The 21,257-nt window shown below is 36.1% G+C and carries 22 protein-coding genes; 14 read left to right on the top strand and 8 right to left on the bottom strand.

The window, feature by feature from the left end; genetic code table 11:
- Positions 1-26: 26 nt before the first annotated feature.
- The 11 genes from NBX25_RS02740 to NBX25_RS02690 all read left to right on the top strand — a co-directional run bounded on the left by NBX25_RS02740 (position 27) and on the right by NBX25_RS02690 (position 10,172).
- The gene (locus NBX25_RS02740) at positions 27-947 is read left to right on the top strand and encodes a DUF4349 domain-containing protein (RefSeq protein WP_250252723.1); all 921 of its coding nucleotides are present in this window, start codon (positions 27-29) and stop codon (positions 945-947) included.
- 144 nt (positions 948-1,091) lie between these two features.
- Positions 1,092-1,967: a TraB/GumN family protein gene (locus NBX25_RS02735; protein WP_250252721.1), complete on the top strand. Its 876-nt coding sequence runs from the start codon at positions 1,092-1,094 to the stop codon at positions 1,965-1,967.
- Positions 1,968-2,066: 99 nt separating this feature from the next.
- A complete protein-coding gene (locus tag NBX25_RS02730; RefSeq protein ID WP_502799722.1) occupies positions 2,067-2,501 on the top strand; it encodes an RNA polymerase sigma factor in 435 nt (144 codons plus the stop codon).
- Positions 2,491-3,096, top strand: a complete 606-nt coding sequence (locus NBX25_RS02725) for a hypothetical protein (RefSeq protein ID WP_250252718.1) — start codon at positions 2,491-2,493, stop codon at positions 3,094-3,096. Before NBX25_RS02730 ends, NBX25_RS02725 begins: the two co-directional genes overlap by 11 nt.
- A gap of 207 nt (positions 3,097-3,303) precedes the next feature.
- Positions 3,304-4,944: a glucose-6-phosphate isomerase gene (gene pgi / locus NBX25_RS02720; RefSeq protein ID WP_123909709.1), complete on the top strand. Its 1,641-nt coding sequence runs from the start codon at positions 3,304-3,306 to the stop codon at positions 4,942-4,944.
- 39 nt (positions 4,945-4,983) lie between these two features.
- Complete coding sequence (locus NBX25_RS02715; protein ID WP_123858206.1) at positions 4,984-5,868, top strand: bifunctional 5,10-methylenetetrahydrofolate dehydrogenase/5,10-methenyltetrahydrofolate cyclohydrolase; 885 nt, start codon at positions 4,984-4,986, stop codon at positions 5,866-5,868.
- Positions 5,869-5,875: 7 nt separating this feature from the next.
- Positions 5,876-6,505: a 7-carboxy-7-deazaguanine synthase QueE gene (locus tag NBX25_RS02710; RefSeq protein WP_123909708.1), complete on the top strand. Its 630-nt coding sequence runs from the start codon at positions 5,876-5,878 to the stop codon at positions 6,503-6,505.
- Between the two features lie 43 nt (positions 6,506-6,548).
- Positions 6,549-7,919, top strand: coding sequence for an exopolysaccharide biosynthesis polyprenyl glycosylphosphotransferase (locus NBX25_RS02705; protein WP_123909707.1), 1,371 nt, complete (start codon positions 6,549-6,551; stop codon positions 7,917-7,919).
- A gap of 96 nt (positions 7,920-8,015) precedes the next feature.
- On the top strand, positions 8,016-8,768 hold the full coding sequence (locus NBX25_RS02700; protein ID WP_047097199.1) for an MlaE family ABC transporter permease: 753 nt from the start codon (positions 8,016-8,018) through the stop codon (positions 8,766-8,768).
- The gene (locus NBX25_RS02695) at positions 8,768-9,577 is read left to right on the top strand and encodes an ABC transporter ATP-binding protein (RefSeq protein ID WP_123909706.1); all 810 of its coding nucleotides are present in this window, start codon (positions 8,768-8,770) and stop codon (positions 9,575-9,577) included. Before NBX25_RS02700 ends, NBX25_RS02695 begins: the two co-directional genes overlap by 1 nt.
- On the top strand, positions 9,561-10,172 hold the full coding sequence (locus NBX25_RS02690) for an outer membrane beta-barrel protein (protein WP_123909705.1): 612 nt from the start codon (positions 9,561-9,563) through the stop codon (positions 10,170-10,172). Before NBX25_RS02695 ends, NBX25_RS02690 begins: the two co-directional genes overlap by 17 nt.
- Before the next feature lie 37 nt (positions 10,173-10,209).
- On the opposite strand, the gene NBX25_RS02685 is transcribed toward NBX25_RS02690, so the two are convergent.
- Together NBX25_RS02685 and NBX25_RS02680 are read right to left on the bottom strand one after the other, a co-directional pair.
- Positions 10,210-10,521: a hypothetical protein gene (locus NBX25_RS02685; RefSeq protein WP_123858212.1), complete on the bottom strand. Its 312-nt coding sequence runs from the start codon at positions 10,519-10,521 to the stop codon at positions 10,210-10,212.
- Between the two features lie 211 nt (positions 10,522-10,732).
- Positions 10,733-11,539, bottom strand: a complete 807-nt coding sequence (locus tag NBX25_RS02680; RefSeq protein WP_068939094.1) for a M48 family metallopeptidase — start codon at positions 11,537-11,539, stop codon at positions 10,733-10,735.
- 106 nt (positions 11,540-11,645) lie between these two features.
- Here NBX25_RS02680 and NBX25_RS02675 point away from each other — a divergent pair, with 106 nt between their 5' ends.
- Positions 11,646-12,197: a DUF4251 domain-containing protein gene (locus tag NBX25_RS02675; protein ID WP_250252715.1), complete on the top strand. Its 552-nt coding sequence runs from the start codon at positions 11,646-11,648 to the stop codon at positions 12,195-12,197.
- On the opposite strand, the gene meaB is transcribed toward NBX25_RS02675, so the two are convergent.
- On the bottom strand, positions 12,194-13,186 hold the full coding sequence (gene meaB, locus NBX25_RS02670; RefSeq protein ID WP_250252713.1) for a methylmalonyl Co-A mutase-associated GTPase MeaB: 993 nt from the start codon (positions 13,184-13,186) through the stop codon (positions 12,194-12,196). The two genes, NBX25_RS02675 and meaB, sit on opposite strands and share 4 nt — an antisense overlap.
- Positions 13,187-13,383: 197 nt before the next feature.
- Between meaB and NBX25_RS02665 the strand changes: the two genes are divergently transcribed.
- Positions 13,384-13,677, top strand: coding sequence for a c-type cytochrome (locus tag NBX25_RS02665; protein WP_250252711.1), 294 nt, complete (start codon positions 13,384-13,386; stop codon positions 13,675-13,677).
- A 23-nt stretch (positions 13,678-13,700) separates the two neighbouring features.
- On the top strand, positions 13,701-13,988 hold the full coding sequence (locus tag NBX25_RS02660; RefSeq protein ID WP_106918105.1) for a c-type cytochrome: 288 nt from the start codon (positions 13,701-13,703) through the stop codon (positions 13,986-13,988).
- Positions 13,989-14,035: 47 nt separating this feature from the next.
- Here NBX25_RS02660 and NBX25_RS02655 read toward each other — a convergent pair whose 3' ends face one another.
- The 5 genes from NBX25_RS02655 to NBX25_RS02635 all read right to left on the bottom strand — a co-directional run bounded on the left by NBX25_RS02655 (position 14,036) and on the right by NBX25_RS02635 (position 21,247).
- Positions 14,036-16,606, bottom strand: coding sequence for a T9SS-dependent M36 family metallopeptidase (locus tag NBX25_RS02655; RefSeq protein WP_250252709.1), 2,571 nt, complete (start codon positions 16,604-16,606; stop codon positions 14,036-14,038).
- Between the two features lie 221 nt (positions 16,607-16,827).
- Positions 16,828-19,416, bottom strand: a complete 2,589-nt coding sequence (locus NBX25_RS02650) for a T9SS-dependent M36 family metallopeptidase (RefSeq protein ID WP_250252707.1) — start codon at positions 19,414-19,416, stop codon at positions 16,828-16,830.
- Between the two features lie 82 nt (positions 19,417-19,498).
- Positions 19,499-20,014, bottom strand: a complete 516-nt coding sequence (locus NBX25_RS02645; RefSeq protein ID WP_250252706.1) for a tetratricopeptide repeat protein — start codon at positions 20,012-20,014, stop codon at positions 19,499-19,501.
- The gene (prfH, locus tag NBX25_RS02640; RefSeq protein WP_250252705.1) at positions 20,001-20,699 is read right to left on the bottom strand and encodes a peptide chain release factor H; all 699 of its coding nucleotides are present in this window, start codon (positions 20,697-20,699) and stop codon (positions 20,001-20,003) included. The genes NBX25_RS02645 and prfH overlap by 14 nt, the downstream gene beginning before the upstream one ends.
- A gap of 2 nt (positions 20,700-20,701) precedes the next feature.
- Positions 20,702-21,247 (bottom strand): nucleotidyltransferase domain-containing protein, encoded by a 546-nt coding sequence (locus NBX25_RS02635; protein ID WP_250252704.1) that lies wholly within the window; start codon positions 21,245-21,247, stop codon positions 20,702-20,704.
- Between the last annotated feature and the right edge of the window lie 10 nt (positions 21,248-21,257).

Raw genomic sequence — 21,257 nt, 5'->3', positions numbered from 1 at the left:
AAGCAAAACCTCAAAAATCTTACGCTATGAAAACGACTTACATCAAATTATCATTATCCGCAGTTCTTTTATTAGGAATTTATTCATGTAAAAAAGGAGAAGCTACTAACAGCGAACTTAAAAGCTATGAAACTGCAGCAGATTCTGCAGCTGTTACGACAGACAGTGTTTCATCTGCTGCCAGTATGGAAGTGAAGGATAAAAAGTTCATCAAAACAGCAGATGTCAACATGGAAGTGAAAGATGTATATAATGCAACCATTGCCATTGAAAAATCAGTACAGGACCTTGGAGGATTTGTCACCAAAAGCAATCTACAAAGTAATGTTGTTTATGAAGACACTTATAACACTTCTGATACTGAAGCAATGCTGATAAAAAAATACAAAACCGAAAATTCAATGCAGGTAAGAGTGCCTACTGAAAAGCTGGGCGAGCTACTGACCTTTATCAACACCAACAAGCTATTTCTGAACTCAAGATCCATCAATGCGGAAGATGTTACTGCCCATATTAAATATTCTGAACTGGAAGCGAAAAGAAACCAGAAGACTTCTGAAAATATTGATAAAATAAAAAACAATAAGGACAAGGTAATCGTGGATGACAATAATATGTCTGAAGGAAATCTTCAAAAACTAAATACCATGAGCATGGCTGACAACCTGAAATACAGCACCGTTGATATTTACATCAAAGAACCGAAATTACGCATCGCAGAAATTGCCGTTACCAATACGGACAGTATTGACAACAAATACAAATACAACTTTATTCATGATGCAAAAGACGGCTTCATCTATGGATTCTATCTGATCCAGAGAATTATCGTAGGACTCATCAACATCTGGCCTCTCGTTCTCATCGCAGGTGGAATTATTTATTTCCTAAGAAAAAGAAAAATCAAAAGATCTGAGCTGCCTAAATCCTCAGAACAGAACTCCTAACCTATAGGTTATCATCATAATTTTAGATTTTACAGCCTCCTGTTTTCAGGAGGTTTTTATTTTTTTGAAAAAAAAACTGTAACGATTGTAATATACCTCTTACCTACTGTTTAAAAGAACAGAAAATCAAAAAAAACAAATACTATGAAAAATTTAATAAAACTTGGATTCGCAGCATTATTATCAATGAATTTCATGACGGCAACGGCACAGAATAATAATACAGAAAATGAAAACAGCCTGTTATGGGAAGTATCCGGGAACGGACTTTCTAAACCCTCTTATATTGCCGGAACATTTCATATCTTATGCAGCAAAGATTTTGAGATAAAACCAAAAACATGGAATGCTCTTAATCAGGCTGAAAATTTTGTAATGGAAATTAATTACACCGATCAGAATGAAATAGTCGCAATGCAAAAAATGATGGCCGCAGATAAAAAAATTTCTGAACAATTAACTCCTGAAGAGGCAAAAGAACTGGATAAAATACTTGCTGACTATGGAACCAACCTGAAAAACATTGACCACCAAACCCCACAAGCTCTTTATGCTCTTATTGCAACAAAAGCAATTCCTTGCCCTCCTAATGAAGTGAAAATGTATGAAATTGAGCTTCTGAAAACAGCTTTGAAAAACAAAAAAAGTGTGAATGGGCTGGAAAAGGTTGATGATCAGATTTATTCAATTGGTCAATCCTACAATCTGAAAGAAGTGATTTCTCAACTGAAATTGAGTAAAGAGTATACTATTGCTTCACAAAAAATGACAGAGGCATTCAAAAATGAAAATTTAAAAAGCTTGGATCAGCTTATTAAAGATCCAAAATTCATGAATAAAAAACAGGAGAAATTCATGCTGACTGACCGAAATACAAAATGGGTAGAAAAAATGCCTGAAATAATGAAAAAACAAAGCTCTTTCTTTGCCGTTGGAAGTGGTCATTTATGGGGAAATAATGGGCTCATCAACCTTCTTAAAGCAAAAGGATACACCGTAAAGCCTGTATCAAACTTATAACAATAACCCAACCATGAAACTATTGTGAGTACCCCAACCGGAACAGCCTTTCTAAAGCTTGTCAATCAGCACAAAGGCATATTATATAAAGCTTCCCGGATCTATGCAGATTCCATAGAAGACCGTGAAGATCTTCAGCAGGAAATTCTTATCCAGCTATGGAAATCTTATCAAAACTTTAAGGGAAACAGTGAATTTTCTACATGGATGTATCGCGTTGCCATCAATACTGCCATTACCTATTTAAAAAAAGAAAAACAGAGGACAAAAAATCATACGGATCCGTCTCATCATTTTGAGGTACAACAGGAGGACTACAACCCCACAAAGGACAGGCAGCTCGAAATTTTTTACCGTGCCGTCCAAGAACTGAATGCATTAGAGAAGGCAGTTATCTTTTATTTCATGGAGGGGATGTCACATAAAGAGATTGGAAGCAACCTCGGGCTCAGTGAAGGCAATGCCCGTGTAAAACTTAACAGAACCAAAGAAAAAATACAGCAAATCATAAAAAAAACAGGTTATGAATTTTGATCAATTAAAAGAACAGTGGAATAATGAAGACAGCAATGTTCATATTCCAGACGCTATAGAACAATTAAAGGAGAGTAAACATCCTATAGAAAAAATCCAGAAAAGTATGAAAAAAGAATTTCCGGCACAGATTTTAGCCATCATTCTTATCGGATTCTTTCCTCTTCAGTTTAAATTTCCCTCTTCTCAATACATTATTTATTATATATCCTATACAATGATGGTTGTAATATCATCTTATTATCTGTTTGGATTTTATAAATTCTATAAACAAACGGAGCTTTATACGGGAAATACCAAGAACAGCCTTTGGAAAATTTATCATGAACTACGATTAAACATGGAAAGATATCAGTCATTCGGCTTTTTATTACTACCTCATTTCCTTATTACTATTGGATTATTTATCTATAACACTTTGGAAAAAAAAGGGAAAGATCTGACTGAACTCGCAACCCATACTCAGATCTATTTAATAATTGCCGTTTTAATTGGAACACTTTCCCTACTGGTAAGCATTGTTTTATGGACAAAATATTTCTATGGTGCCCACGCTAAGCAATTGGAAAATATTTTGAATGAAATAGACGAATAATGTCTCAAAAAACATTTTTATACCCATAAAAAGTAAACCTCAGGTCATTTCTGGGGTTTTGTTTTTTAAAAAATCGTTATTTATCATCCTCAAATTTATTTGAGGTTTTATTTTTCCTTAAATTTGCACATCAGAAATAAATCGTTATGGATCTCTAAAGATTTTGATCCGCGATATTATTTTTCTGAACTATAAATTCCCAACAACATGCTATCAAAAATAAACCCTATACAAACCAACAGCTGGAAAGCCCTTGATGAACATTTTGCATCTAACGACCTTGAGCTAAGAAGTCTTTTCCAGTACAACCCGAATCGTTTCGAAGAATTCTCCCTGCAAAAAGATAATTACCTTTTTGATTATTCTAAAAACTTAATTGATTCAAGAACAAAAGAACTTTTATTACAATTGGCAGAAGAATGTCAGTTAAAAGATGCTATTTCTAAAATGTTCTCTGGTGATAAAATCAATGAAACAGAGGGAAGAGCAGTTCTCCATACTGCTTTGAGAGATTTCTCTGACCGTGAAATTCTTGTAGACGGCGAAAATATTAAGCCAGAGATCAAAAGAGTATTGAACCACATGAAAGATTTTTCTGAAAAAATCATTTCAGGAGAACACAAAGGATTCAGTGGAAAGCAAATTACAGATGTGGTAAACATCGGAATCGGAGGTTCAGATTTGGGACCTGTGATGGTTTGTTCAGCTTTAAAGCATTTTAAAACAAGACTAGACGTTCACTTTGTTTCCAATGTGGACGGAAATCATATTGCAGAGGTTGTTAAAAACCTAAATCCGGAAACGACTCTATTCATCATTGCTTCTAAAACGTTTACTACGCAGGAAACAATGACAAATGCCAATTCAGCAAAAGACTGGTTCCTTAAAGCAGGTAATCAGGAAGATGTAGCAAAGCATTTCGTAGCTTTATCCACTAATATTGAAGCGGTTAAGCAGTTCGGAATTGCTGAAGAAAACATTTTCGAATTCTGGGATTGGGTAGGCGGAAGATACTCGCTTTGGAGTGCTATCGGATTAAGCATTGTACTGGCTGTAGGTTATGAAAACTTTGAACAGCTTTTAAAAGGAGCTTTCGATACAGACCAGCACTTCCAGACTGAAGACTTCTCTGAAAACGTTCCTGTACTCATGGGGCTTTTAGGAATCTGGTATCGTAATTTCTACGCAGCAACCACCTATGCAATCCTTCCCTATTCGCAATACCTTGACAGGTTTGCTGCTTATCTTCAACAGGGAGATATGGAAAGCAACGGAAAATGTGTAGACAGAAACGGTGAATTCGTAGAATATGAAACAGGACCAATCATTTGGGGAGAACCTGGAACCAATGGACAACATGCATTTTACCAATTGATTCACCAAGGTACAGAATTGATTCCTGCGGACTTTATTGCTTATACTAAAAGCTCTAATAAAGTTTCTGACCATCAGGATAAATTATTAGCGAACTTCTTTGCCCAGACTGAAGCACTTGCTTTCGGGAAAACAGAAGAAGAAGTGGAAGAAGAACTTAGAAATGCAGGAAAATCCGATGAAGAGATTGACCGATTATTAAACTATAAGGTTTTCCACGGAAACACACCTACTAACTCTATATTATTCAAAGAATTAACGCCTTTCACATTAGGACAGTTAATTGCTATGTATGAACACAAAATCTTCGTTCAAGGGGTTATATGGAATATTTTCAGCTTCGATCAGTTCGGAGTTGAATTAGGTAAAGTACTCGCTAACAAAATCTTACCGGAGCTTGAAAACAACGAGACGATAACTTCACATGATAGTTCTACCAACGGATTGATTAACTATTATAAAGAATTTAAGTAGTAAAGTAAAAATAAATCTAAATAAAAGTAAAAAGTAAAAATGGCAGAAATTCTTGACGGACTTAAGGTTTCCAAAGAAATCAAAGCTGAGATCAAAGTTGAAGTTGAAAAAATCCTGGCAAATAAAAGAAGAGCACCTCATTTGGTTGCTATTCTTGTAGGAAACAACGGAGCAAGCAAGGCTTATGTAAACGCTAAGGTAAAAGATTGTGAAGAGGTAGGATTTCAATCCAGCTTAATCAAATTCCCAAGCACAGTTTCAGAATCTGAACTATTGGAAACCATTGACGAGCTGAATAAATCTAAAGCAGTGGATGGTTTTATTGTTCAGCTCCCTTTACCGGATCAGGTGGACCAGGAGAAAATCATCAACGCTATTGATCCAAGAAAAGACGTGGACGGATTCCACCCTGAAAACTTCGGAAAAATGGCTCTTGAAATGGATACTTTCTTACCGGCAACTCCTTTCGGAATCTTAACATTATTGGAAAGATATAATATTGAAACCAAAGGAAAAGACTGTGTAATCATTGGTAGAAGTAAAATTGTAGGAAGACCAATGAGTATCTTAATGGGAAGAAAAGATTTCCCTGGAAACTCAACGGTTACCCTTACCCACTCCTACACAAAAGACATTGAAGAATATACTAAAAAGGCAGACATCGTTATTACAGCCTTGGGAGATCCTCATTTCTTAAAAGGAGAAATGATTAAAGAAGGTGCTGTAATCGTTGACGTGGGTATTACAAGAGTAGACGATGACTCTCCAAAAGGATATTACCTTGCCGGTGATGTAGATTTTGACAGCTGTGCAGCAAAGGCAAGCTGGATTACTCCGGTTCCTGGAGGAGTAGGCCCAATGACAAGAGCAATGTTGATGAAAAACACCATTATTGCTTATAAAACTTCGGTCTATAACGACTAATTTTAAAATGAATAAAGAACAAGATATTTTATTAAAAGAAGGTAAAATGCTCCCTGTAATGGAGCATTTTTACACTTTACAAGGAGAAGGAGCACATACTGGAAAAGCGGCTTATTTTATCAGGCTGGGAGGCTGCGATGTAGGCTGCCACTGGTGTGATGTGAAAGAAAGTTGGGACCCGGAGCTTCATCCTTTGATGAATGCTGAGGAAATTGCAGAAACAGCGGCTAAACATTGTAAAACCGTCGTTCTTACGGGAGGAGAACCTCTTACTTGGAATTTGGAAGTTCTTACCTCCAAATTAAAAGAACTTGGATGTACTATTCACATTGAAACTTCAGGAGCATATCCTATGAGCGGGCATCTGGATTGGATTACTCTTTCTCCAAAGAAAACAGGATTGCCTAAAGATGAGATCTATCAAAAGGCCCATGAGCTTAAAGTTATTGTTTTCAACAATCATGATTTTGCATTTGCACAGGAACAGGCTGCCAAAGTTTCTGAAAGCTGCAAGCTTTACCTCCAAAGTGAATGGAGTAAAAGAGATGATATGTATCCTAAAATTACAGATTTTATTCTGGAACACCCGGAATGGCAGGCTTCTGTTCAGACCCACAAATATCTGAATATACCGTAAAAATACGTACATTAGCTGGCCCTTCCTGTTATAATACCGATAGATGCAGAGAATTCGATACTCTAGATACCTGAAATCGATCATTATTTTGCTTGACCTCATGGTTATTGCATCTATTTTCATATTCTTTTTTATAAGCAGAAACGAAAACCTGAAGTATCATAAGGAAACCTGGTACCAGAACGCTTTTTCTCTGGTTTTGCTGTTTTTGTTCTGGGTGCTTCTCAGCGGTAGGACAAAAATATACAATATTCCGAGGAACCTTACGTATACTCTCTTTCTGGAAAGGCTTCTGATTCATTTCATATCCTTTATACTTGGTGTTTTGCTTATTGGGAAGGTCAGTAATAATGTATTCTTCAACTCTGATATTTACTGGTTATCATTTTATCTGTTTATATTTATCTTTTTAGCAAAATCACTCATCTATTTTTCTATTAAGTACCTACGGTCTTTAGGGGTTAACTATCGAAATATCATGTTTTTAGGAGATGGAGATTCTACGGAGATCCTAAAAAACATTTTTAAAGAACGTAAAGATTACGGATACCGAATATTTGAACATGAGAATGCAGATGCCAGCACCGCCGAATTGGTGAGCTTCTGGAAAAAAAACGGTATCCATACATTGTTTTTATCTACAGAAAATTCTTACGGTGAAAGTGTTGAGTCTGACATATTCAAACTTGCAGAGGAAAACAAGGTTCATATTTCATTGATCCCCAGTATTACCCAAAGTGATTTTTTCCTCTATGATCTGGCTTATATCCAAACTCAACCCGTTCTTAATCAGGCAAGATATCCATTAGATTATTATTCCAACTTCCTGATGAAAAGAACATTTGATATTTTCTTTTCCATATTTGTTCTGGCTTTCGTTTGTACATGGTTATTTCCGATCATCGCAATTTTAATCAGGGTAAGTTCCAAAGGACCTGTTTTCTTCTTTCAGAAAAGATATGGTTTTCATGAGGAGGTGTTCAGCTGTATAAAATTCAGAACCATGGTCGTCAATGATGAATCTACAACGAGTACAACCAGAGAAAATGACACCAGAATCACCAAGGTAGGTAAATTTTTAAGAAAGACCAGCCTTGATGAACTTCCGCAGTTTATCAATGTACTGAAAGGCGAAATGTCTGTAGTAGGTCCACGTCCTCACATGTTGGCTGTTGATAATTACTACAAACCAAAAATCGGAAGATATAGCCTAAGAAGTATGGTAAGTCCAGGAATTACAGGTCTTGCACAGGTAAGCGGATTGCGTGGTGACTTTGGAGATGTGGAGGTAGAAATGAAAAAAAGAGTTCTCGCAGACGCATTCTATGTAAGGAACTGGAGTTTTGTGCTGGATCTGGTTATCATATTAAAAACCATTTTACTGGTTATTGGTGGGGACAAAAACGCAAAATAAAGCTATAGCTAAGGTTAGGATAATTTTAACATTTTCCGGGCTTCTGTCTTCTCTTCAACCTTAGCCTAATTCAATAAAAAAGTCTAATTTAGCAGTATGTTAAAAAAGTTTTTCACAGCAGTAGGGGAATATATGATCCTTTTAGGAAAATCCCTGCAAAAACCCCAGAAAATGAGGGTTTTTTGGAAGCTGCTCATGAGGGAAATTAATGATTTGGGAGTTAATTCTTTCGGTCTCGTAGTCTTTACCTCGATCTTCGTGGGGGCAGTAGTAGCGATTCAAATGTTTAATAACTTTGATGCTTCATCATTTCCTATTCCTCCTTCATTTGTAGGATATGCAACAAAAGCAGTACTTGTTTTAGAATTTGCTCCTACCATTATCAGTTTGATTTTAGCAGGTAAAGTAGGATCATACATTGCTTCCAGTATTGGAACAATGAGGGTTTCTGAACAGATTGATGCCTTAGATATCATGGGAGTCAATTCACCCAATTTTTTGATCTTTCCAAAGATCATTGCCTGTATGATTTTTAATCCTCTTCTTATCGCTATCAGTATCGTATTTGGTATTGGTGGAGGCTATATTGCCGGGATTTTAACAGGAAACTGGACCGAAAACGATTATATTGTAGGGATCCAAATGTATATGCCTAATCTATTTATCTATTATGCATTTACCAAAACCATAGTTTTTGCATTCATTATTGCAACGGTTCCTTCTTATTTCGGATATTTTGTGAAAGGAGGATCTTTAGAAGTAGGTAGAGCAAGTACCCAGGCAGTGGTATGGACAATGGTCTTCATTATCATTTCCGAATTAATTTTAACCCAATTAATATTAAGCTGATGATTGAGGTAAAAGATCTTAAGAAAAGTTTTGGAGATGTTGAAGTACTTAAGGGAATTTCGACTTCATTTGATAAAGGAAAAGTAAACCTTATCATCGGACAGAGTGGCTCGGGAAAAACCGTTTTTCTTAAAAGTTTACTGAATGTCTATATGCCATCATCCGGAGAAATTTTGTTTGACGGCCGGGATGTCAATACCATGACGAGAGAAGAAAAGCAACACCTTCGTTCAGAAATTGGAACCGTATTTCAGGGAAGTGCCTTATTTGACTCTTTAACAGTAGAGGAGAATATTATGTTTCCATTGGATATGTTTACCAACCTTACTTTTAGAGAAAAAAAGAAGAGAGTTTTCGAAGTAATAGGAAGGGTACATCTTGATAAAGCAGGAAGGAAATATCCTTCTGAAATTTCCGGTGGAATGCAAAAAAGGGTTGCCATTGCAAGAGCAATTGTAAACAATCCGAAGTATTTATTCTGCGATGAACCTAACTCAGGGCTGGATCCATATACCTCTAAGGTTATTGATGATCTTCTTTATGAAATCACCAAGGAATACAATACTACAACCATCATCAATACTCACGATATGAATTCTGTAATGACGATTGGCGAGAAAATTGTATACCTAAGACTTGGTATCAAGGAATGGGAAGGGAATAAAGATATCCTGATTACAGCAGGCAATAAAAATCTGATTGACTTCGTTTATTCTTCAGAACTATTTAAAGAGCTGAGAGAATATTTACTTGAGAATAACAAAACAATTGAGAATACAAAATTAGACGATAATGAAAAAGGTACTTAGTATAGCGTTAATCGGGTTTTCAATGTGGGCTTCTGCACAGATCTCACTGGCGGGTAAAGCCAATTTAATATTTCCTACAGGTTCACCTTCATGGTCCAACATTAAAGGAACTGTGAATGATGCCATTGAGGGAACAGGAAAAAACAATGTAGGGTTCAACGTAGGACTTTCATTAAAAGTAGGATTACCTACGTCATTATTCTTGATGCCTGAAGTATATTACACTCATTTTAAAAATGAGTTCACTACAGAAAACACAACTTTTGATGTGAAGAGCAACCGTATTGACGTTCCGGTTCTTTTAGGATATAACGTTTTAGGTAATATGTTAGGCGTTTTTGTAGGTCCGGTAGGAAGCTTTAACCTAAGCAAAGACAACACCTATAATGATTTTAAAGAAAATGCAAAAAATAACTTTACAGTAGGCTACCAGTTCGGTGCACAGCTTGAAATTAAAAAGCTTATTGTAAATGCAAAATATGAAGGAGCTTTCAGCAAAGATGAGAGAAACTTCATCAATAAAGTTTCCGGTTCGGAGATCAGATATGATAACAGACCTAACCTGTTTATGGTTGGTTTGGGATATAAATTTTAATCAACAATCGAAAATAACAACTTTAAATCCTCAAATTTTAGATTTGAGGATTTTTATTTTGATTTTCAAGTTCGGCCTGGCGTTGTGCAATTTCTGCTGCCTGTTTTTCCAGTTCTTCTTTTTCTTTCTGAAGCTGCTTGAATTCTTTTTTCTTCTGTTCAGCCTTTATAGCACTTCCTTTGCTTAAATATCCTACCATTCCACCAATGATAAGCCCGATTCCTATCCCAGCCATTATTCCCATAATATGAGAAATCCTGATCTGTTCTACAGCAAAATCAGTAGTAAGATAAAATAGTAAAGCAGAAACTGCTAGTAGGATAAGTCCGGTAATTGATAAACTCTTCATAATATTGTGTTTAAGTAATTATGTGATAAAAGCTCTACCAAATTTACTAAAAATTTAATAAGTCTTTATACAGGAATAGTATTTAAATGGTGTTTTCAATAATAAATACAACCATAATTATTCCAAATCATGTGAAAAGAAAAAATATTATTCATAAAAAAGCGAACTCATTTAAAAAATCAGTCCGCTTTTTGATTAATAAGCTAATACATTATAATTTTCCTCCTGCAGCCTTGTAATACTCTAAAGCTTTCGGTAAGTCTTTATTAATATCTGAAATTCTTGTATCCGGGCTCGGGTGAGTAGATAAGAATTCTGGTTGTCTCGCTCCTGAAGATGCAGCTTCCATTCTGTTCCAGAAAGGGATGGCTGCTCTTGGGTCATATCCTGCCATAGACATCAGGTAAAGCCCCATTTCATCAGCTTCTGACTCCTGGCCTCTACCATACTTTAATAATGCAACTTGTGAACCAATAGGATATACTTTCTGGAAAACACTTGCCCATTGTGCATTTGAAATAGCTCCTCCAAGGATAGCTCCTCCATATTGAGCCATCATAGCCTGAGAAATTCTTTCATTTCCATGACCTGCCAATGCATGGGAAACTTCATGTCCCATTACTACTGCTAGTCCATTATCATCCTTTGTAACTGGTAAAATTCCTGTATAAACAGCTACTTTACCTCCCGGCATACACCATGCATTTAATTCATTGCTTTGCAGAAGAGCAAACTCCCAGCTGTAATTGGCTAAATCTGCCGATCTTCCTATGCTCTGATAATATCTCTCTGCTGCGTTTTTAATTCTGTTTCCTACATTTACCACTCTCTTTGCATCTGCTGTTCCGGTAATAAGTTTACCTTTAGACAATGTCGTTTTGTATTCCTGTGCAGACATTGTTAAAATTTCTGAATTATTGGCCAGCTGTAAAGATGATCTTCCTGTAATCGGATTTGTAGTACAGGCAGCGACCAACAGAGCGAATGCTCCCATTCCTAATAGATGTGTAACTTTCATAGTTTGAGTGTTAATAATTCAACTTTAACAATTTTTATTCCAAAATATTATAGAAGGAATATATTTGCATACATTTTGCTGTTTAAATTTAATAATTATATCGATTATGAAAAAGTATATTTCTATTCTGATGATCTTTGGATTTCTATTCAGTTTTCAAAGCTGTGCATCACAGGGTTCATCAGATCCAACAATAGTAAATGCGTTAGTGAATTCTCAGGAATTTACTTTCTACGCACAGAGAGCCAATCCTACAAATTATGATGTTATCAATGTTATGAACTCTATGCCCAATTCGACTTCAACCAGAATGTTGAATCTGAATTCCGGAGATTATACTATTGATGTAAGTAAAAGCAATGTGGATGTAGTTCTTCCGTATTTTGGAAGATTATTCAACCCTTCTTTCGGTAATAATGATAAAAACGGCTATAGATTTACTTCAAAGGATTTTGTCATCAATAAATCTCAGAATAAAAAAGGAACCTGGACTGTTCAGATTAAACCTAAGGATGTGAGCACAGTTGAAGAGATTAATATTGAGATCTTTAAAAACGGAAAAGCATTTGTTTCAATGAAAAGTAATGACCGACAGCCCATTACTTATGACGGATATGTCGCTAAAAGTGAAGTTAAACAGGAAAAAGAAAAACTTTAGGCCCTGTTTTCTCCCGATAAAAATTTTTCAACAAATAATTTTGCTTCAGTGCTTGGATTGGAAACCATCTCTGAAGCATTTTTTTTATGCATTTGATAAGCTTCTTCTACATCATTACTCTTTTTCATCAGGGACAGGATATATTCCTGCACCCAATATTCGAATCGCTTTTCTGCCTGTTGGGTACGGATTTCATCAAAACGTCCCGCTTTTTTTTTCAAATTAATAAACTCAGAGATTTTGTCATATATCTCCTGCAGCCCTTCATTATGTAAGGCAGAACCTAATAATACCGGGATTTTCCATTCTTTTTCTTTTGGCGGAATAAAATCCAGGGCTCTTTTTAATTCAAGTCTGGTATTTTTTGCTTTTTGAAGATTATCCTGATCTACTTTATTGATGAAAATAACATCTACCATTTCCATTATTCCTCGTTTTATCCCCTGTAATTCATCTCCACCACCAATGATTTTAAGAAACAGAAAAACATCAGTAATATCGGCCACCAAAACCTCAGATTGCCCTACTCCAACGGTTTCAATTAAAATATAATCATAACCGGCAGCTTCACAGATCATCATGGTTTCAAAAGTGGTATTCGCAACTCCGCCCAAAAATCCTGAGCTTGGAGAGGGTCGTATGAAGGCATTTTCTTCTTTTGCTAATTCTTCCATACGGGTTTTATCACCCAGAATACTTCCTTTATTGATTGAAGAACTGGGATCAATGGCAAGAACTGCCACTTTTTTGCCCTGGGCAATCGCCAACCTACCGAAACTTTCAATAAAAGTAGATTTCCCGGCACCGGGGACTCCAGTTACTCCTATTCTTATGGAGTTCCCTGTTAAAGGCATAATTCTTTTCAGAAGGTCTTCCGCCTGTACTCTATGCTCAGCTTTTTTACTTTCAACCAAAGTAATAGCTTTTGCAATCAGACGTTTGTTTCCTGATTGTATTCCCTCAATAAGTTCTTCTGTAGAAAATTTCATTGATTCAAAATTAATAATTAAAAAGTGAACGGTCAATAGTTCATTGCCAAAGGAAGAAGAAAAGCTTGAGAATGGATTTTTTCACATTCTATTATTCACACTATTTCAATTTTTATTTCTTCTAAATTAAAACTACACTACAGTGTATCAACGGGTTTCGGAAATTATTACATTTGTTATCTATCAAAATAAGAAACATGAAAAAACTCATTGCTGCGGCATCATTCACTGCGATTCTATTAGTTTCCTGTACCCCTAAAGCTTCAACATCTGCTGCTACAGCAGGGACTTTAACTTCTACTACTGAAGAGATGGCTCAGGGAAAAACTATTTTTGAGAATTCTTGCGGAAAATGCCATAAGCTACCGGACCCTACGTCTCATAATTCTGTACAATGGGTTGGAATTATGAATGCTATGGCTCCTAAAGCAAAACTAACGGATGACCAGCACAAATGGGTTTATGATTACATTGTTTCTGTGAAAAAGTAATTCACCAAACAAAAAATAAAGGTATGAAAAAATTAATCTTAAGCGGTATTGCGGCATCGGCATTTCTGGTATCCTGCGGTCCTAAAAGTACGGCCGTAACAGGTCCTAAGTATACCTCATCTGAACAGTTGGCCCAGGGAAAGACCATTTTTGAAAATTCCTGTGCAAAATGTCATAAGTTGCCTGAGCCTACCAAGCATGACAATCAGGGCTGGATCAACACTTTAAGCAGAATGGCTCCTAAAGCTAAGCTTAATGATGACCAACATCAAATGGTCTATGACTATCTAATCTCTGTAAATAAAAAATAAGCTTTCAAATGAAAGCTTATTTTTTTGATTATCATTAAAAGAAACTCTTATCTTACAATAAGCTTTTCTGTCTGGGTTTTATCTCCCTGCTGAATATGAACCATATAAACTCCTTTCTGCAATTCCTTTGTAGAAATGGCTTTCTTCGACCCAGACTCCCTGGCGTCTGAAAACACTAATTTTCCTGACATATCGAACATTTTAATCTTAACTTCCTGGGAAGATTTGTCAATATTTCCAACGAAGAACTCATCATAAGTCGGATTAGGGAATACTATAAATTTATTATTTATTACTTTAGCTTCGTCAATTGCCAATGATACATTACATTCAGCAGGAATTGTAAAGTCTTCTACCTGATCCTTCATGCTAAATATGTTTCCAAAACTTGCATTTACACCCAGCCCTCTTTTAGCAAATGCTTTCCATATCAAACATTTATCAGCACTTGAATTTCCAATCGCATCAGCCTGAAGAATCGCATTTCTTCCATCTATAAATGTAGGGTTACAAGTTTGTAGCTTCAAACCATCCATTACAATTTGTATTACTTTTGCATTTCCTGATGTTGTACTGGCCAGCACATCGTTGTTATATCCATATTTCTCAATATATTTCCAGGCAAGATCCCAAAGCATAGTCGCCCAAATAAAGCCTACAGCATGTGCTCCTATCGCTGAATTAGTCTTTCCATACGTGTAATTGTTGATTGCAAAATCAGGAGAGTATTTAGATGGTCTAATCCCTACATCTGTTGTTGACTGATTCATTGTATATGTTCCAAGACTTCTTGCTAAAGAAGAAGTATCTCCTGGTCTGGTTGTAAGCATCAAAGCAAAAAAATCAGACCATCCCTCACCCATTTGCTCAGGATAATAAAGGCAGTCATAGCCATCTCCTGTTAGTCTATTAGAAATCCCATGTCCATATTCATGAGCAACAATTCCATTATCCCAACCTGAATGTTTGAAACCATTGAAATCATATTTCAGCGTTGTATTAATTATTGCACCTCCTGTAATTTGGTTAACAAGGAAGTCACCTTCTGTTTTACCAACTATGATTGCAGGAATCGTTAATTCCTGGCTATTTCCACCTCCCATTGTAGGAGGAGTATCAGAAGTGAGATGATAATAAATGGCTCCAATAGCTCCGGCGTTTTGTAAGTTTTTCAACTTAATTAAATTCGGGCACGATGTACTAGCCTCTACCACTGCTATTTTTCCTGTTAAGCTACCTGCTGCAACATTTACACAGGCATCAAGAGGTACTGAAAGAGCTAAATCACCTGTAACCTCTTGACCAGTTGCTAATTTATTGCCAAAAGAAGCTCCTGAAGACAGCACTATGGGCCTGTTTACTATTGTTGCTGGAGAATTGTACTTATATCTTACAATAGGATCAGCGGCAGACTGTTCTCTGGTCCATAGATACATTTGCATAATAGGTGAGTCAAACTCTATTACACCATTCGTTTCCAATTCGTAGCCCGAATAAAAAGCAGCATTATTAAAGGCGCTTCCATCAAAAGCTTCTGCTTTTACTGCGTCACCTTCTATCCCTCCTTTTCCAAAGTTATTTATCTGAAAGTTTCTGGCCGGCTCTGTAAATCCAAATTTATAGAATATATCATGCATTCTATTATTCATATAAAATAGATTGGTGATAGCAGCATCCTGATGGGTAAGTGGATTTATATATCTTCCTTCATCAAAGGTGAAATTAAAATTGAGAGCACTACCTCCGTCAGGAGAATATCCAGGAACATCCATATCATCTATGTCTGAATATGCATACACATTATTTCCTCGTGTAGTGGTATAATTATTTATTCCATCAGAATGCCATCCTTCCGGAGAGGCGGTTAGATCCCAAGGGTTATTTACAATTGTTCTGGAGCCGAATGTAGGAGCTTCAACAGGCAGAGGAAAGACATTATATGATGCATTAGTAGGAGTCAGCATATGAACCGGATGAATCACTTCTGAACTTTTATTTACTGGAAAATGAGGTCCTGATTTTATTTCAGGTTCGGCATGTTCCTGTGAATCATCTCCTGAACGGCAATAAATTGTACTATTATTTTTGTTTAATATTTCACCAGTACTGGCATCGGCAATCACGTGCCATATATCCGAAGAATTTTTATCTGAGACAAATAATTCTTTTGAATGTACATATACTTTATTTTTTTCAAAGTAAACGTCTGGCAAGTATCTTACTCTGGAGATTTCATATAATCCTAGTTTCTCTTTCAATGATTCTTCTGAAAATCTTTCCTGTATTTTTTTCTGATTAGCCACTACCAGATTTTTGCTGAAATCATTTCTTTCTGAGATAATCTTATCTTCTTTAATCACTACTTTTCCCAATGCTTTAAAAACACGAAGTCCATTATAAGTTTGCTGTACATTAACAATACTAGCTTTTAAGCTTTTGGAAACGTCTTCGTTCAGGATAACAATTCCAACATTATTATTCCTATTACTTTTTTGGATTAAATCTCCAGTTTTCTGATAATAATCTTCAATCAGTTTTTTAGAGTTTTGGGCACTTGTGTAGTTGCTGGTTAAAAATAATGTCACAGAAATGGGCAATAAAAAAAGATTCTTATTCATGGTTTGTTTTTTGGTGTCTCTAAAATAAAGATTATCAATAGAAAACCCTAGTAAATCACAAACTTTATTCCATCCTTGTTGAATTATAGTTTTTTTATTCAGTCTTTTCCTATTTTACAGATATTCTACTAAATATTTTATTTTTCAACCAATAAAAAAATCCGAAGGAATATTTATTCTCTCCGGATTTTCTATTATATTATTTTAATATATTTCAATAATTATCTTACAATAAGCTTTTCTGTCTGGGTTTTATCTCCCTGCTGAATATGAACCATATAAACTCCTTTCTGCAATTCCTTTGTAGAAATGGCTTTCTTCGACCCAGACTCTCTGGCGTCTGAAAACACTAATTTTCCGGACATATCGAACATTTTAATCTTAACTTCCTGGGAAGATTTGTCAATATTTCCAATGAAGAACTCATCATAAGTCGGATTAGGGAAAACAATAAATTTATTGTTTAAAGCTTTCACTTCATCAGTAGCCAATGAAACGTTACATTCTACAGGTACGGTAAAATCCTCTACCTGATCATTAGCCACTACTTTACTTCCTGCGGAAGCGTTAACTCCTAATCCTCTTTTTGCAAAGGTTTTCCAAATCATGCATTTATCTCCGCCCCCATTTCCTAAAAGATCAGCCTTAAGAATAGCATCCCTTCCATCTATAAATGTAGGGCTACAAGGCTGAAGTTTTAATCCATCTATCACAATTTGCAGCGCTTTTGCATTTCCTGATGTTGTACTTGCCAAAACATCACTGTTGTATCCATACTTTTCAATATAGTTCCAGGTAAGATCCCAAAGCATAGTGGCCCAGATAAATCCTACCCCATGTGGAATAGCTGCTGTATTTGTTTGTGCATAGGTATAACCATTTACATTGAAATCCGGTGAATATTGGGCAGGTCTGATCCCTACTCCTGTAATAGGCTGTCCTTTTGGATAGGTTCCTACGCCTCTGGCAAGGGCAGAAGTATCACCTGGTCTTGTGGTAAGCATGAGCGCAAAATAATCTGACCATCCTTCTCCCATCTGCTCTGTTGTATTGGCCGTAGAAAGACAGCTATATCCTTGTCCTGTAAGTCTGTTTGAAATTCCGTGTCCGTATTCATGAGCAATAATCCCGTTATCGAAGCTTGAATGTTTAAATCCGCTGTAATCAAAGTTCAAAGTGGCATTGACTGTAGTCCCACTATTCAGTTGAGCGATCATAAATTCGCCTTCCGTTTTTCCAATATTGATAGATGGAATCGTTACTTGCCCCCCCGAATTTCCTGCTCCCATACTTACAGGAGTATCACTTGAAGGTCTGTATACTATAACTCCAATGGCACCTGCATTTTGTGCATTCAGAACTTTAAGTCCATATTCGCAGCTTGTACTGGTCACAATGGCTATTTTATTGGTAAGACTTCCTGCAGCGGGTGCTATACATGCATCGGCAGGGACGGAAACGGCAAGATCTCCTGTAACTGCAGGGCCAAAGATAGGTCCGAATGAGGCTCCCCCGGTTAACACTTTAGGCCTGCTTACAATGGTAGCCGGAGAATTATACTGATATCTTACAATAGGATCATCTGCCGTTTGAGTTCTATCATACAGATACATTTGCATTCTTGGGGCTAAAACCTGATTTTGCCCTGAAACAACTCTTTCATATCCTGAGCTGAAATTGGCATTATTGAGACCGCTTCCGTCAAAAGCTTCAGCTCGTACTGCATCACCACCTATTCCTCCATTAGTAAAATTATTGGTTTGAAAATTTCGAGCACTTTCTGTAAATCCGAACTTATAAAATACATCATGCATTTTATTATTCATATAAAACAGATTGGTAACCGCTGCATCTCTGTATGCAAACGGATCGGCATATCTGTCATCTGCAAATGGGAAATTGAAGTTTCTGGCACTGCCTCCGTCAGGTGAATAACCTGGCAGATTGGTATTACCCTGATCAGAATAGGCATAGACATTATTTCCCCGGGTATTGGTATAGCTATTGGTGCCGTCAGAATGCCACCCTTCCGGAGAAGCCGTCAAATCCCATGGATTATTTACAACAGCACGGTTTCCAAAAGTGGGAGCTTCTAGAGGAAGAGGGAAAATATTATAGGAAGCATTAGAAGGGACAACCAGATTACCTGCTGTATTCTGAATAGTCCCTTTAAAAAAGGCGGGTTGATCTACGATATTTTGAGATTCCTGTATCTCTTCAGATTTTTCACCGGAATCTGAACTGTGATCAAATTGACAGCTCAGGGTCATATTATCTTTACTAAGTATCTCTCCACTGCTGGCATCTGCAATGACATGCCATACATCGGAAGAATGAGCGTCTGATACAAATAATTCCTTTGAAAGAACAAATACTCCATTTTTCTCGAAATAGACATCAGATGAATAATCGATTTCCAAAATTTTAATAAGTCCTAATTTTTGTTTGATTAGATCTTCAGAGAGCCTTCCTTGGGCTTTATTTTGTTGAGCCACTACAACGTTTCGGCTGAAGTCATTTTTTTCAGAGATAATTTTATCTCCTTTAACAATGACTTTTCCTAACGCATTATACACTCTAAGTCCGTCATAGGTTTGTTGTACATCCACGATGTGAGCTCCAAGGCTTTGTGACTTATCTTCGTTTAGAATAATCACCCCAACCTTATCATTGGCACCATTCTTTTGAAGTAATTTTCCACTTTTTTGATAGTAATCCTGAATAAGCTTCGTGGAGTTTTGTGCATTTATTTTACCAAAGGCAAAAAAAACCGCTACCGAAATCGGGAGTAAAAATAATTTTCTATTCATAAAATTGTTTATTTATAACAAATCTATCAATTATTTGAAACATTCAAAATATTTAAAGAAATCTCATAAACAAAAATTAAATTTACACAACATTTTCCTTAGTTTTCCTCATTCTCGTTTTAGGCATTTTATTCTGAAGAAGCTTCTCTCTATCCTCTAAAATTTCAAGTGAACTTCTGCAAAAACTAAATTTCTTTGCTTCTTTAAGCTTTTCCATAGCTAGTTTATATTCTCCTTTTCTTTCCAGTAAAAGAGATTTAGCGTTCAAAATTTCTGCTTTGTTTATTCCCTTCATCTTTAGAGCATATTCAATGAGCTTTTCTGCTTCCTCATAATCTTCATTACTCAAAAGGCATTCAATATAATATTTAGGGGTGTTTACATTTCCGATATTACACTGCATGGCTTCTTCAAAGTATCTTTTTCCTGTTTCATAATCTTTCAAGACCTCTGAATATACTCTTCCCATTAGACAAAGGCTGTCTGCATCTTCGGGTTCATAGGAAAGAGCATAATTCAAAGCATCCAAACACTCGGACATATTGTAAGGGAAATAGTCCAGGGCTTCAAAATAGTATTTATTTTTAGTTAAGGTCATTGCTGTAGTTTTTTAATTTCTGTTTAAGAATATTCCTTTGTTTTTTATAGGACTTATCCTCATATGTATTTTTAAAATCTGTTCCTGAAAATGTACGGACCGGATTGCCTCGTTCTACCTGAAGATGAAGGTTCCAGGTTTCTTTCATTTTATCTTCCAGCTTTTGAACATAAACTCCCATTACCTTTTCTGTTAATCTGATAATAGAAAGTTTTTTATTATTCAACTGTGATCGTGTATCCTGTACAAATACCGATTCATTGGTGGGAATATGAGTAGCACGAACGGCTGTATTTACTTTATTAACATTCTGTCCACCACTTCCCTGGCTTCTGGCTGTCTGAAATCTGATATCTTTTTCATTGAAATTAACCGGTTCCAAATTTTCCAATTCGAATATACCGATGAACCATTTACTTCTTTTATGCAGCTTTCTGAATGTACTTTTGCCTTCCCAACAGATGCTTCCAAGCCATGTTTTTAAAAATTCTTTAACGTGCTTCCCTTTTAGAAGAACGGTTGCAGATTTTATGGTCATATTTACATCTCCGTTTTCGCGATGAATGATTTCGTAATCTATATTGTTTTCTTTTGCTTCTTCCAAAAAGCTTTTTAATACTTTAGAAACAACCCACTGGCATTCTAAAGGTCCTCTTCCGGAAGTGATCTGTATTAATTTTTCCATTGTTATGTTGGCATTTTGCTTAATAAAGGATGTCCAACAGGATCTATTCCTTTTTGTAATAATTCTTTTGCAGCCATTACTGCCCAGCATTTATCGCTGGAATGAATATTTCTGTAGAATGAAAGTAAAAGATCAGGTTTCACCACTGTAAATCCATTGGCTTCAATGGTATCTAGATCATTTCTTTCAAAAAAATCGATCGTGATTCTATGAAATTTTTCATTTTCTAATTCTACAATTTTCTCATATCGCTTGAAGTTTTCCTGGCTAGGTAAGTGGTCGTACCGTGTCCAGACTTTTTGAAATCCATCCTGCCGGAGAATCATCACTACTTCGGCGACATTTTCTTTTCTTACAAAAACGTCAATATCTTTGTGGTCATGAGCATGTTTATATTCTGTATGTCCTGTTACAGACATAAAGTGCCATGCCCACCCACCTGATATGATGACTTTATTTTTTAGTTTTTCTAAAATTTCGAGGCCCAGCAGGATTCTGAATTCCGGCCAGACTTCTCCATATCTTTTTATATTATGAGGTGCTCCCATTTTTTTTTAA

The sequence above is a fragment of the Chryseobacterium sp. Marseille-Q3244 genome (genome assembly GCF_940807095.1).
In the GTDB taxonomy this organism is placed as follows: Bacteria; Bacteroidota; Bacteroidia; order Flavobacteriales; family Weeksellaceae; genus Chryseobacterium.
Note: the sequence above shows the minus strand (reverse complement) of the source record. Positions and strands in the feature narration are given on the sequence as shown.